Annotated in this window: 11 protein-coding genes; 2 read left to right on the plus strand and 9 right to left on the minus strand. The window is 64.3% G+C overall.

Features of this window, described 5'->3' with window-relative positions:
* The first annotated feature begins 3 nt into the window (after nt 1-3).
* Both ACIPRS_RS15660 and ACIPRS_RS15665 read left to right on the plus strand, forming a co-directional pair.
* Nucleotides 4-2,376, plus strand: coding sequence for a 3-hydroxyacyl-CoA dehydrogenase/enoyl-CoA hydratase family protein (locus tag ACIPRS_RS15660; RefSeq protein ID WP_446539220.1), 2,373 nt, complete (start codon nt 4-6; stop codon nt 2,374-2,376).
* Between the two features lie 23 nt (nt 2,377-2,399).
* Nucleotides 2,400-3,605: an acetyl-CoA C-acyltransferase gene (locus ACIPRS_RS15665; RefSeq protein WP_446539221.1), complete on the plus strand. Its 1,206-nt coding sequence runs from the start codon at nt 2,400-2,402 to the stop codon at nt 3,603-3,605.
* A gap of 72 nt (nt 3,606-3,677) precedes the next feature.
* Here the strand turns inward: ACIPRS_RS15665 and ACIPRS_RS15670 are convergent, their stop codons facing one another.
* From ACIPRS_RS15670 to rpsA, 9 genes are all read right to left on the minus strand, one after another.
* Nucleotides 3,678-4,022 (minus strand): tRNA-binding protein, encoded by a 345-nt coding sequence (locus ACIPRS_RS15670; protein WP_446539222.1) that lies wholly within the window; start codon nt 4,020-4,022, stop codon nt 3,678-3,680.
* Nucleotides 4,023-4,027: 5 nt separating this feature from the next.
* Nucleotides 4,028-5,326 (minus strand): NAD(P)/FAD-dependent oxidoreductase, encoded by a 1,299-nt coding sequence (locus ACIPRS_RS15675; protein WP_446539223.1) that lies wholly within the window; start codon nt 5,324-5,326, stop codon nt 4,028-4,030.
* A gap of 60 nt (nt 5,327-5,386) precedes the next feature.
* Nucleotides 5,387-6,289, minus strand: coding sequence for a UTP--glucose-1-phosphate uridylyltransferase GalU (galU, locus tag ACIPRS_RS15680; RefSeq protein ID WP_337732040.1), 903 nt, complete (start codon nt 6,287-6,289; stop codon nt 5,387-5,389).
* The gene (locus ACIPRS_RS15685; protein ID WP_446539224.1) at nt 6,286-8,199 is read right to left on the minus strand and encodes a polysaccharide biosynthesis protein; all 1,914 of its coding nucleotides are present in this window, start codon (nt 8,197-8,199) and stop codon (nt 6,286-6,288) included. Before ACIPRS_RS15685 ends, galU begins: the two co-directional genes overlap by 4 nt.
* 21 nt (nt 8,200-8,220) lie before the next feature.
* Nucleotides 8,221-9,192 carry a lipopolysaccharide biosynthesis protein gene (locus tag ACIPRS_RS15690; protein ID WP_446539225.1) on the minus strand — a complete coding sequence of 324 codons (972 nt, stop codon included), beginning with the start codon at nt 9,190-9,192 and terminating at the stop codon, nt 8,221-8,223.
* On the minus strand, nt 9,192-10,370 hold the full coding sequence (lapB, locus tag ACIPRS_RS15695; RefSeq protein WP_192202578.1) for a lipopolysaccharide assembly protein LapB: 1,179 nt from the start codon (nt 10,368-10,370) through the stop codon (nt 9,192-9,194). Before lapB ends, ACIPRS_RS15690 begins: the two co-directional genes overlap by 1 nt.
* 4 nt (nt 10,371-10,374) lie before the next feature.
* On the minus strand, nt 10,375-10,662 hold the full coding sequence (locus ACIPRS_RS15700) for a LapA family protein (RefSeq protein ID WP_192202579.1): 288 nt from the start codon (nt 10,660-10,662) through the stop codon (nt 10,375-10,377).
* 73 nt (nt 10,663-10,735) lie between these two features.
* Nucleotides 10,736-11,041, minus strand: coding sequence for an integration host factor subunit beta (locus ACIPRS_RS15705; RefSeq protein ID WP_192202580.1), 306 nt, complete (start codon nt 11,039-11,041; stop codon nt 10,736-10,738).
* Between the two features lie 97 nt (nt 11,042-11,138).
* The gene (gene rpsA, locus ACIPRS_RS15710) at nt 11,139-12,830 is read right to left on the minus strand and encodes a 30S ribosomal protein S1 (protein ID WP_337732044.1); all 1,692 of its coding nucleotides are present in this window, start codon (nt 12,828-12,830) and stop codon (nt 11,139-11,141) included.
* Between the last annotated feature and the right edge of the window lie 138 nt (nt 12,831-12,968).

The following is a 12,968-nucleotide window of genomic DNA, read 5'->3' on the forward strand; positions in this document are numbered from 1 at the left end:
TCCATGTCCAATCCATTGCTTGTACGCAAGGCGGCCGTTCTGGGCGCTGGTGTCATGGGCGCGCAGATCGCCGCGCACCTGACCAATGCCGGCGTCGACACCGTGCTGTTCGACCTGCCTGCCAAGGAGGGCCATCCCGACGGCATCGTGCAGAAGGCCATCGCCAACCTGGCCAAGTTGAGCCCTGCCCCTCTTGCCAGCAAGTCGCTTGCCGAAGCCATCACGCCCGCCAACTACGAGACAGGACTCGAGCACCTGAAGGGCTGCGACCTGATCATCGAGGCCATCGCCGAACGGATGGACTGGAAGCAGGACCTCTACAAGAAGATCGCCCCGTTCGTGGCCGATCATGCGGTACTGGCAAGCAATACATCAGGCTTGGGAATCAACAAGTTGGCGGAAGTTCTTCCAGAACAACTTCGCCATCGCTTCTGTGGCGTGCACTTCTTCAACCCACCACGCTACATGCACCTGGCCGAACTGATTCCGGCCAAATCCACCGATGCCACCGTCCTCGAAGGTCTGGAGACCTTCCTGACCACCACCCTGGGCAAGGGCGTGGTCTATGCGAAGGACACCCCCAACTTCATCGGCAACCGGATCGGCGTGTTCTCGATCCTGGCCACCGCCCACCACACCGGCGAATTCAAGCTGGGGTTCGACGAAGTGGACGCCGTCACTGGCCCGCTGATCGGCCGCCCGAAGTCGGCGACCTACCGCACCTCGGACGTGGTCGGCCTGGACACGATGGCCCATGTCATCAAGACCATGGCCGACACCCTGCCCGACGATCCGTGGCACGCCTACTTCAAGTCGCCGAAGTGGCTGGACGCGCTGATCGCCAAGGGCGCGCTTGGCCAGAAGACCGGTGCCGGCATCTTCCGCAAGGTCGGCAAGGACATCGTGGTCCTGGACCTGGAGAAGCAGGATTACCGCGCCGCCGACCGCACGGCCGCGCCCGAGGTGGCCGAGATCCTGAAGATCAGGAATCCTGCGGAGAAGTTCGCCAAGCTGCGCGAGAGCCAGCACCCGCAGGCGCAGTTCCTGTGGGCCGTGTTCCGCGACCTGTTCCATTACAGCGCCTATCACCTGGCCGACATCGCCGAAACCGCGCGCGATGTCGACCTGGCCATCCGCTGGGGTTACGGCTGGTCGCTCGGTCCGTTCGAGACCTGGCAAGCCGCCGGCTGGAAGCAGGTGGCGCAGTGGATCGCCGATGACATCGTGGCCGGCAAGGCCATGAGCAGCGCACCGCTGCCGAACTGGGTGTTCGACGGCCGCGAGGGCGTGCATGGTGCCGAAGGCAGCTACAGCCCGGGCCGCAACGCCAAGCTGCCTCGCTCGGCCCTGCCGGTCTACCAGCGCCAGCGCTTCCCGGATCCTCTGCTGGGCGAAGCCTTTGCCCAGGGCGAGACCGTCTACGAGAACGACGGTGTACGCCTGTGGACCGACGGCGACGGTATCGGCGTGGTCAGCTTCAAGACCAAGATGCACACCGTCTCCGACGCCGTGCTGGACGGTCTGCAGGAAGCCATCGCCATCGCCGAGCAGAAGTTCAAGGGCCTGGTGATCTGGCAGCCGAAGGAACCCTTCTCGGCCGGTGCCGACCTCGCAGGCGCCCTCGGTGCGCTGCAGGCGGGCAAGATCGCCGAGTTCGAAGCGATGGTGGCCAATTTCCAGGCCACCAGCCAGCGGATCAAGTACTCGCTGGTACCCGTGGTTGCCGCCGTGCGCGGCCTCGCGCTGGGCGGCGGCTGCGAGTTCCAGATGCACAGCGCACGCACGGTTGCGTCGCTGGAAAGCTACGTCGGTCTGGTAGAGGCCGGCGTGGGCCTGCTGCCCGCCGGTGGCGGCCTGAAGGAAATCGCCGTGCGTGCCTCGCAGGCCGCCGGCGCGGGAGGCGACGTGTTCGCCGAGCTGAAGAAGACCTTCGAGACCGTGGCGATGGCCAAGGTGTCCGCTTCCGCCGTCGAGGCCAAGGAGCTGGGCCTGATGCGCGCGGGCGACAAGATCGCCTTCAATGCCTACGAACTGCTGCACATCGCCAAGCAGGAAGCCCTGGCGCTGGCCGAGACCGGCTACCGCCCGCCCCTGCCTGCCCGCCGCATCCAGGTGGCCGGTGACGTCGGCATCGCCACCTTCAAGATGATGCTGGTCAACATGCTGGAAGGCCGCTTCATCAGCCCGTACGACTACGAGATTGCCGTGCGCATCGCCACCGTGCTGTGCGGCGGCGAAGTCGACCGCGGCGCACTGGTGGACGAAGAGTGGCTGTTGAAGCTGGAGCGCAAGCACTTCGTTGAACTGGCGCAGCAGGAAAAGACCCAGGCGCGCATCGGCCACATGCTGAAGACCGGCAAGCCCCTGCGTAACTAAGCGACGGACAAGGACACATCGAAATGAGCAAGCAGATCCAAGAAGCCTATATCGTCGCCGCCACCCGCACGCCGGTCGGCAAGGCGCCGAAGGGCGTATTCCGCAACACCCGTCCGGACGACATGCTGGCACACGTGCTGAAGTCCGTGGTCGCGCAGGCCCCGGGCATCGACCTGAGCCGCATCGATGACGCCATCATCGGCTGCGCGATGCCCGAGGGCGAGCAAGGCATGAACGTGGCGCGCATCGGCCTGCTGCTGGCGGGCCTGCCGAACACCATCGCCGCGCAGACCATCAACCGTTTCTGCTCGTCCGGCCTGCAGGCCGTGGCGATGGCCGCGGACCAGATCCGCCTCGGCAACGCCGACCTGATGCTGGCCGGCGGCACCGAAAGCATGAGCATGGTGCCGATGATGGGCAACAAGATCGCCATGGCGCCCAGCGTGTTCGACAACGACCACGTGGCCATCGCCTACGGCATGGGCATCACCGCCGAGAAGGTGGCCGAGGAATGGAAGATCTCGCGCGAGGACCAGGACGCGTTCGCCGTTGCTTCGCACCAGAAGGCCCTCGCCGCGCAGGCGGCGGGCGAGTTCAAGGATGAGATCAGTCCCTACGAAGTGATCTCGCGCCAGCCCGACCTGGCCGGCAACACGGTGCGGCTGAAGAAGCTGCTGGTCGAACAGGATGAAGGCCCGCGTGCGGACACCTCGCTGGAAGGTCTGGCCAAGCTGCGGACCGTGTTCCGCAATCCGCAGTTCGGCGGCACCGTCACTGCCGGCACCTCGTCGCAGATGAGCGATGGCGCCGCCGGCGTGCTGCTGGCCTCGGAGCAGGCGATCAAGGATTACGGCCTGACCCCGCTGGCCCGTTTCGTCAGCTTCTCGGTCGCTGGCGTGCGCCCGGAAGTGATGGGTATCGGCCCGATCGCAGCTATCCCGAAGGCCTTGAAACAGGCCGGCCTGACCAAGGACCAGCTGGACTGGATCGAGCTCAACGAAGCTTTCGCCGCGCAGGCGCTGGCGGTGATTCGCGACAGCGAACTTGACCCTTCGAAGATCAATCCGCTGGGGGGCGCCATCGCCCTCGGCCATCCGCTGGGTGCGACTGGTGCGATCCGCACTGCCACGATTGTCCACGGCATGCGTCGGCGCCAGCAGAAGTACGGCATGGTCACCATGTGCATCGGCACCGGCATGGGCGCGGCGGGCATCTTCGAATCGCTCTGACGTTACCCGCACTTCTGTGTTGAACGAAAAAGGCGCCGAAAGGCGCCTTTTTCACCGGTGCGGCGCCTTCGCTCACGCCATCCGCGCACCGTTCGGCACCGGCCGCTCCGCCGTGGTGATCACCACGCCGGCATCGGTGTGGAAGCCGGTCAGCAGGAACTCGGACAGGAAGCCGCCGATCTGCTTCGGAGGGAAGTTGATGACGCCCACGATCTGCCGCCCGACCAGGTCCTCCGCGGCATAGAGCGCGACGATCTGCGCGCTGGTCTTCCTGACCCCATGTGGCCCGAAGTCCACCCAGAGCTTCCACGCCGGTTTGCGCGCCTGCGGGAATGCCTCGACTTTCAGCACGGTACCCACGCACAACGCGACACGTTCGAAATCCGCCCATTCGATGAGATCGTTCGTTTCCGTCATGTCGGTCACCTGTGCTCCATCCTGTCTTTCCACACATCCTTGAATTCCGCCCACCAGTAGCCGAGCTGCGCGCCCATGAAGCCGGCAGGTTTCAACGCGGATACCAGTCCATAGTCCGAAAACTCACGCCAGCGCGGATCTTCCTGGACGATGGCGCTGGCGATGATCTCCCCGGCGAACGTGGTGGGTGCCACGCCATGCCCGCCGAACGCCTGCGCAACCCACAAGCCGTCCTCCACGCGCCCCACCTGAGGCATCTGGTGGCGGGCATAGCTCATCAGGCCCGACCATGCGTAGTCGATGCGGACGCCTTCAAGCTGGGGGAACACCTTCAGCATGTCGCGATACAGCAATCTCCGTACCTCCGCGGCCGACCGGTCCAGCACGGAGATGCGTCCTCCCCACAACAGCCGCGTGTCCGGTAGCGGTCGGTAGTAGTCGAATGCGAACCGGGTGTCGTAGACCGCGGCCTGCGTCGTGAGCGCGTCCCGCATCCGTGCATGCAGCGGTTCGGTCACCATCACATAGGTGGCGATGGGCAATACGCCCGCATCCACGCGACGATGCAGGCCGGCAAGATAGCCCCCGCAGGCCAGCACCACATGACGTGCCCTGACCTGCCCCTGCGGCGTGGCCACGCGCCATCCCACGCCATCCCGCACCAGCGCGGTCGCAGGCGAGCGCGCGAACAGAGAAACCCCTTGTTCCTTTGCCACGCGTGCAATGCCGCGCGCGTACTTCAGCGGATGAAAATGGAATGCGTCGGGCTCGAACAGGCCGTCGTGATAACGGTGCGTCCGGATGTGGCTTCGCAGCGTTTCCTGCGGCATCCATCGCCAGTCCTGACCATATTGATCCGCCAGCAGGCGCTGCCGGCTCCGCAACACCTCCGGATCCTTGAACCAGTTGGCCCAGATGATCCCGGCGTGCGTGTCGTCGCAGGCAATGGCATGGCGCGTGATGCGTTGCCGGATCAGGTCGACAGCATCCGTTGTGCCGTCATAAAGAGCCCTGGCGCGCTGGGCACCCAGGTCGTGCAGGAGCGCGTCCTCACCCCGCGAGAATCCGCCGAACACGAAGCCCCCGTTGCGACCCGAGGCACCATACCCGGCCGCTTCGGCCTCGAGCAGCACGACATCACGGACGCCCCTCTCCGACAGGCCCAGCGCGGTATTGAGCCCGGCAAACCCGCCGCCGACGATGCAGACCGATGCATCCACGCTCCCGTGCAGAACTGGCGATACCGGGACCGCGCCAGCCGTATCGAGATAGTAGCCGGCCCCGGAGGTGTCGACCGCAGACATGGCATCCATCGAGTGACTCGAGGCGAAGGGTTTCGATCAGACGTTCGGCAACGCGGAACCCTACTCGAGTTCCCGCACGCCCAGTTCGGCCAGGGCATCCTGCATCATGACGCGTGCCGCATCACTGAGTTTCTCGTGGTCGAGTGCGTAGCGGATGGTCGCTTCAATGAGGCCGATATGCGTACCGCAGTCGAAGCGGGTGCCCTTGAAGCGATAGGCATGTACCGGTTTTTCCAGCAGCAGCGCCGCGATGGCATCCGTCAGCTGGATCTCGCCACCGGCGCCCGGCACCGTACCTTCCAGCAGGGCGAAGATGCGCGAATCGAGCACATAACGGCCGACGACCGCCAGATTGCTGGGCGCGACCTCCGGCTTCGGCTTCTCCACGATGCCACGGATGCGCCCCTCCCTTCCGGTGAAGGCGTCGGTGGCCACGATGCCGTAACTACCTGTCTGGTCATGCGGCACATCCTGCACCGCGATGACGCTGGCGCCCGTCGTTTCGGCGGCGTCGGCCATCTGCTTCAACGCACCGGGCCCACGGTTCCATATCAAATCGTCGGGCAGCAGGACCGCGAAGGGTTCATCGCCCACGATCGGCTTGGCGCACAGCACGGCATGCCCCAGACCCAGCGCCTCGGCCTGCGTCACGAAAACAGCGCGTACGTGGCTGGGCAGCACATTCCGCACCAGTTCGAGCTGCTCCAGCTTTCCGGCCCGCTCCAGCTTTTGCTCGAGCTCATAGGCCTTGTCGAAGTAGTCGGCAACCGCATGCTTGTAGCGGTTGGTGACGAAGATCAAGGTGTCGCACCCGGCCTCGACCGCCTCATCCACGGCGTACTGGATCAACGGCCGATCGATGATCGGCAGCATCTCCTTCGGCACGGTCTTGGTCGCGGGCAGAAAGCGGGTGCCGAGACCGGCGACGGGAAAAACGGCCTTGCGGATTCTGGCAGTGGTCATCGGGTCCTGCGGGCATCGCGACTTGGGAATACCACGATGTTAGCCGAAGAATCATCCTGGTCGTTTGACAACGGTGCGAACTCGGGAACCGCGATCCGCAGCACCTCTCCCAACTCGTTCGTATCGTACCGAGCGTGCGCTGCCCGCATGCGCTGCAGAGCCAGTTCGATGAACTCGGGCGCCACTTCGCGCGCAAGCGCCTTCATGATCTTCGAGTGAGAGGTGGGCTGGTAGCGCTCATCTGCGTGGAAAAGCGTTTCGTGCAGCTTCTCCCCGGGGCGAAGACCGGTGTAGACGATGGCGATATCGCGCCCGGGTTGCCTGCCGGCCAATCGGATCATCTGTTCCGCCAGCAGGCGGATCGGTACCGGATCGCCCATGTCCAACGTGTAGATGGATGCATGCGCTGCGCCTGAAGCGGCCTGCAGGATCAGCTGGCATGCCTCGGGAATGGTCATGAAATAGCGCGTCACGTCCGGATCGGTGACGGTAACCGGCCCGCCCTTGCGGATCTGCTCCCGGAACAAGGGGACTACGCTACCTGCGGAATCCAGGACGTTGCCGAAACGCACCGTGACGTATCGCGTTCCCGAGCGCGCATCATCGAGCGCCTGGCATGCCATCTCCGCAAGGCGTTTGGTCGCACCAAGCACGTTCACGGGATCCACGGCCTTGTCCGTGGAAATCAGCACGAAGGTCGCGACACCCGCTTCACGACACGCACGTGCCACCGTTTCGGTTGCCAGAACATTGTTGCCAACCGCTTCTCGCAGATGCCCCTCAAGTAACGGCACCTGTTTGTAAGCTGCGGCATGGAATACGGCATCAGGCTCTGCCATCTTCAGCGCGTGCTCAATGACGGCCGCATCTCCGCAGTTGCCGAGTATCGGAAGAACCTCAAGATCCGGGAAAGCTCGACGAAGATCGCCCTGGATCGTGATGAGCGCCAGTTCGTCGATTTCAACCAGTGCGATCCGCTGGGCACCATGGCGAGCACATTGCCGGCAGAGCTCCGAACCGATGGACCCGCCCGCACCGGTCACCATCACGGTCCGTCCGCCCAGCCAGCCCCGGATGAGCTTCCAGTCAGGCGTGACGGATTTTCGGCCAAGCAGGTCCTCGATCGCGACCTCCTTGAGGTCGCCCGGCATGGACTGTCCTTCCAGCACGTTGACCAGTCGGGGCACCATGCGGAAAGGCAGCCCGGTGCTTTCGCAGATCGCCACCACGCGTTGCATCGCCGGCGCATCGAGGGACGGCATGGCGATGACCAGCATGCGGGCAGCGGTTTCGCGCGCAACCGCCGCCGCGTTCTCCAATCCCCCCAGCACGGGAATGCCCTGCAGTTTTGATCCGTGCAGCCGTGACGCGTCGTCAAGGAAAGCGACCGGTTGATAGATTCCCGTGCGCCGGAGCTCGCGTACAAGAGCCTCACCTGCCCGGCCGGCGCCGAGAATCAGCACTCGGGACGCACTTTCGTTGCTGCGATTAATCTGACTGTCCTTCCATGCACGGTAAGCGAGCCTGGGCAGACCAAGGAAGCCCACCAGGGCAAACGGGTAGAAGCCCAGCACTGCACGCGGCGTGGAACCGAACCGGTTGTAGAAGAACAGACCAAGGACAACGCCCAGGAAGCCCAGCGCACACGCCTTCACGATATTCCAGAGGTCTGGAAGACTGGCAAAGCGCCAGAGACCGCGATACAGCCCCATCCACCAGAACACGGCGCCCTGCGCCAGCAGAACGATCGCGATCTCGTTCGACCAAAGGGGAAACGCCGGTGCTTGGGCGAGCATTGCGTACCGAAGACGATGCAATACCTGCCAGCACAGCCACACCATCGTCAGATCATGGGCCGCTACCAGAAGGCGCGGCATGAAGCCACTCAATCGATCCCGCCAGGACTCCATCAGCTCCGTCTCCGTGTGCTATCAGCTACGCCATCCTCGGCGCAATAAAACCCACAGCGCCCCACCGAACCCGTAGACGGCGATCACCGCGCCCAGGGTAGCTGCCACCGTTGTCCGGGGCATGCCATAGATTAACAATAAGGTAACGCCGCCGAACACCATGTAAATCACGGTTACGGCAGCGTGCCCGAATCGACGCGCGCCGATCTGGTAGAGATGGCCCACATGAGGTGTCCACCATTGTTCCCCCCGGAGCATGCGCCCCAGTAACGTGAAGCCCGCGTCGACGAGAAAAGCACACAAGGGCAACAGCAGCAGGGGCGCGCTGGCCGGTGGCAGCGCAAGGAACGCGGCGGTGGCAAGCCCGGCCAACGCATAACCCAGTGCACCACTGCCCACGTCCCCCAGGAAGATCCACGCCCTAGGGAAGTTGAAGGGCAGGAAGCCGACGCAGGCCGCCAGCAACGCCAGAGCAAGCCAGTGCCACCCCCCCACCAGCAAGCCAGCATAGGCCAGTGCCGCCAATGCAGCCTGGCTGGCTGCCAGGCCATTGATGCCGTCCATGAAGTTCCAGACATTGACCAGCACCATGGTCATGCCAAAAGCCGCCACAGCCGGCAACCACTGCCCGCTTTGCCATCCCGCCGCCGCTGCCAGGCTCAGCGCCGCCACCGCCTGGACCGCCAGTCGCAGCCAGGGCGACAAGGGCCGATGGTCGTCCCACCACCCTATCCCGGCGACAATCAACAGGCCGGGCGCGAAGCCCAGCCACAGCACATCCATGGCCTCTGGAATCAGCGCAAGGTACAGGCCGGCAGCCACGAGTACGGCCACAATCGCGATGCCGCCGCCGCGGGGCGTTGCGACGCTGTGACTCCTGCGCTCACCCGGCTGGTCCATGAGGTTGCCGCGCAGGGCGTATCGGCGCGCCAGCCAGGTTCCCAGGGCGGCAGCTGCCGCCAGCAGCAGAAGCCAGACGGGCACGCTCGGCATCAGACGACCGCGTAGTTCAACAGTGGCTTGATCGTGCCCCACTCCTTGCAACTCGGGCATTGCCAATGATGCGTCCTGGCGCCGAAGCCGCACTGGGTGCACCGGTAGCTCGGATTCCGCACCAGCAGTTGATCGGTGATGTGCTTGAGATCATGCAGCGTGGCCGACGCGTCCGCACCTTCCGCCAGCGTGAGGTCGATCAGTGCCGCTTCGCCGCGCACCGATGGCCGGTCCTTGAGCTGACGTGCAAGGTAGGCCCGTGCGGCGGCAACGCCGTCCTGCCGTTCGACCAGGCGCGTCAACGCCAACACCGGGGCGATTCCCCGGTAGTGCTCGCACATCTCCGACAGGAATGCCCGCGCTCCGGACAGATCACCCACTTGCTCGTAGCCGGCCAGCAGGCTCGGCAACACCTCGGGAAGGTAGTCCGGGTCATGTCGCGCAGCGCGTTCGAACGCGCGAATCGCCGCTTCCGAATTGCCCGCATCGGTTTCAATGCGACCTTCGAGGATGCCCGCACGTACGCTGCCTGCATCGGCCTGGTAGGCGCGTGCCACTGCTGCCCGGGCAGCTTCGACGCTGTTCGCTGTCCGTTGCCGCTCGGCCAGTTCGCACTCGAACTGGGCGATCAGCTTGCCCATCGGTTCGGTCGTGACCTCTTCGTAACGTCGCGCGTTGTCGATCGCCTTCTCCCAGTCGCGCTCTGCCTGGTAGATGCCGATGAGGTGCTTGAGCGCCTGCGGAGCACGCTGGTCGATGCGCGCCAGATCGGTGAACACGGTTTCCGCGCGATCCAGAAGGCCGGAACGCATGTAGTCCTCGCCCAATGCGAGCAAGGCTTGTACGCGCTGCGCATCACTCAGGTCAGCCCGTTGCACAAGGCCCTGGTGCAGGCGGATGGCGCGATCCACTTCGCCACGACGACGGAACAGGTGGCCCAGGGCAACCTGCGTCTCGAAGGTTTCCTTGTCCAGCTCCGCGATATGCAGGAACAGCTCGATCGCCTTGTCCGGCTGCTCGTTGAGCAGATAGTTCAGGCCCCGGAAATAGGTACTCGACAGTCGACTGACCTGTGTGTCGCCGTGACGTTGTCCGCCGCGACGGCCGATGATCCACCCGCTGAGCGCAGCAAGCGGAAGAAACAGGAAGAACCAGAACCATTCGGTCAGGAAAGCCATGGGTTCAGGCACCGCCATCGATGGCCGATGACGTCCCCGCCCCGTTGGCCGCGGGCTGGGCGGCGCGGGTCGCCTTCCTGAGCTTGGCGTACAAAGGCCAGACCAGGGTGGCCAGCACGATCAGGCCGCCGATCACCACCCCCAGCAGCAGGGACAGCATGATGCCGACGCCGGAAGACGTCTGGAATTCGGTGAAAAGGAGTTTCAGCGTGATCGGCTGCGTATTGAGCACGCCGATGATGAGTCCGTAGGCCAGGAACAACAGTGCGACGACCAGGCGGAACATGTTCATCAGGCGACTCCTTGCGGGATGCGCCTAGCTTAACGGAGTAGACGCGGAACGACACACACGCGTCGATGGCGGGTTATTCCCCGCTTTCCTCGATGGGGGTGACGTCACTGACGCGTTCGCGCAGTTCCTTGCCCGGCTTGAAATGAGGGACATGCTTGGCCGGCAACGCGACCGACTCGCCGGTCTTCGGATTGCGTCCCATCCTGGGCGGACGGTAATGCAGCGAGAAACTGCCGAATCCGCGGATCTCGATACGGTCGCCCTGGGCGAGGGCCCCGCCCATCATCTCCAGCAACGCCTTGACGGCCAGGTCCACGTCCTCGGCCTTGAGGTGCGGCTGGCGGCGGCTGAGGATCTCGATGAGTTCGGATTTGGTCATCGCATGCGGAATTCGGACGGATGAACCCGCGCCGGCCCGGGTACTCCGGGCCGGCGGGGAACGGTACTGCTAGTGGTACTGCAACGGCGCGAGCCGCTTACTCGGACTTGCCACCATCCAGCTGTGCACGCAGCAGCGCGCCCAGACTGGTGGTACCGGTGGAAGCTTCGGCAGCGGACTTGTTGTACTCGGCCAGTGCCTCGGCGGTTTCGGCTTCGTCCTTGGCCTTGATCGACAGCTGCAGCGTGCGGCCCTTGCGGTCCATGCCGATGAACTTGGCTTCGACCTTGTCGCCGACCTTCAGGTGCTGGCTGGCGTCGTCCACGCGGTCGTAGCTGATGTCCCGCGCCATCACGTAGCCTTCGATGCCATCGGCCAGTTCGATCGTGGCGCCCTTGGCGTCCACTTCCTTCACCGTACCTTCGACCTTCGAGCCCTTCGGATGGGTCGCCATGTACTGGCCGAACGGATCCTGCTCCAGCTGCTTCACGCCCAGGCTGATGCGCTCGCGCTCCGGATCGACCGCCAGCACCACGGCTTCCAGCGTGTCGCCCTTCTTGAAGTTGCGCACGATGTCTTCGCCGGTGGTGTTCCAGCTGATGTCGGACAGGTGGATCAGGCCGTCGATGCCGCCGTCCAGGCCGATGAAGATGCCGAAGTCGGTGATCGACTTGATCTGGCCGGACACCTTGTCGTTCTTCTTGTGGGTGGCCGCGAAGGTTTCCCACGGATTGGCGGCAACCTGCTTCATGCCCAGCGAGATGCGGCGACGCTCTTCATCCACGTCCAGCACCATCACTTCGACTTCGTCACCGACCTGCACGACCTTGGACGGATTGACGTTCTTGTTGGTCCAGTCCATTTCGGAGACGTGCACCAGGCCTTCGACGCCCGGCTCGATCTCGACGAACGCGCCGTAATCGGTGACGTTGGAGACCTTGCCGAACACGCGGCTGTTGGCCGGGTAACGGCGGGCGATGTTGTCCCACGGATCCTCGCCCAGCTGCTTCAGGCCCAGCGAGACGCGGTTGCGCTCACGGTCGTACTTCAGCACGCGGACATCCAGCTCCTGGCCGACTTCCACGACTTCGGACGGATGGCGCACGCGCTTCCAGGCCATGTCGGTGATGTGCAGCAGGCCGTCGATGCCGCCCAGGTCGACGAACGCGCCGTAGTCGGTGAGGTTCTTGACCACACCCTTCAGCACCACGCCTTCCTGCAGCTTGTCCATCAGCTGCTCGCGCTCTTCCGAGTGCTCGCTCTCGACCACCGCGCGGCGGGAGACGACGACATTGTTGCGCTTGCGGTCCAGCTTGATGAGCTTGAACTCCAGCTCCTTGCCTTCCAGGTAGCCGGGATCGCGCACGGGGCGCACATCGACCAGCGAACCCGGCAGGAATGCGCGGACGTCCTTGATGTCGACGGTGAAACCACCCTTGACCTTGCCGCTGATGCGGCCGGTGATGGTTTCGTTCTTCTCCAGGGCTTCTTCCAGCTCGTCCCACACCATGGCGCGCTTGGCTTTCTCGCGCGAGAGGACGGTTTCACCGAAGCCGTTCTCGAGGGAGTCGAGTGCGACCTTGACTTCGTCGCCCACGCCCACGTCGATTTCACCGGCGTCGTTCCGGAACTGTTCGATCGGCACGATGCCTTCGGACTTCAGGCCCGCGTTGATCACCACCACGTCGTTGCGGACTTCCACGACGACGCCGGTGACGATCGCGCCCGGCTTCAGCTTGGCCAGATGGGTCTGGCTCTGTTCAAACAGTTCGGCAAATGATTCGGTCATTGAAAAATACTCGGTTGATGACACAGACCGGGCGCACCTGAAGATGCACCGCGATCCACCCGTTGTCGGCCGGCGCGGGATTGCGTGTGGCCGTGAGTGTTGTGGTTGTTGAACCGCACGGAGGATTCCGGGCGGACC

Source organism: Pseudoxanthomonas sp. LARHCG66 (genome assembly GCF_052871755.1).

Coding starts and splice junctions, on each gene's coding strand:
- rpsA (WP_337732044.1), bottom strand. CDS start 12,830: ATGACCGAATCATTTGCCGAACTGTTTGAACAGAGCCAGACCCATCTG.
- ACIPRS_RS15705 (WP_192202580.1), bottom strand. CDS start 11,041: ATGACCAAATCCGAACTCATCGAGATCCTCAGCCGCCGCCAGCCGCAC.
- lapB (WP_192202578.1), bottom strand. CDS start 10,370: ATGGCTTTCCTGACCGAATGGTTCTGGTTCTTCCTGTTTCTTCCGCTT.
- galU (WP_337732040.1), bottom strand. CDS start 6,289: ATGACCACTGCCAGAATCCGCAAGGCCGTTTTTCCCGTCGCCGGTCTC.
- ACIPRS_RS15665 (WP_446539221.1), top strand. CDS start 2,400: ATGAGCAAGCAGATCCAAGAAGCCTATATCGTCGCCGCCACCCGCACG.
- ACIPRS_RS15685 (WP_446539224.1), bottom strand. CDS start 8,199: ATGGAGTCCTGGCGGGATCGATTGAGTGGCTTCATGCCGCGCCTTCTG.
- ACIPRS_RS15660 (WP_446539220.1), top strand. CDS start 4: ATGTCCAATCCATTGCTTGTACGCAAGGCGGCCGTTCTGGGCGCTGGT.
- ACIPRS_RS15700 (WP_192202579.1), bottom strand. CDS start 10,662: ATGAACATGTTCCGCCTGGTCGTCGCACTGTTGTTCCTGGCCTACGGA.
- ACIPRS_RS15670 (WP_446539222.1), bottom strand. CDS start 4,022: ATGACGGAAACGAACGATCTCATCGAATGGGCGGATTTCGAACGTGTC.
- ACIPRS_RS15675 (WP_446539223.1), bottom strand. CDS start 5,326: ATGTCTGCGGTCGACACCTCCGGGGCCGGCTACTATCTCGATACGGCT.
- ACIPRS_RS15690 (WP_446539225.1), bottom strand. CDS start 9,192: ATGCCGAGCGTGCCCGTCTGGCTTCTGCTGCTGGCGGCAGCTGCCGCC.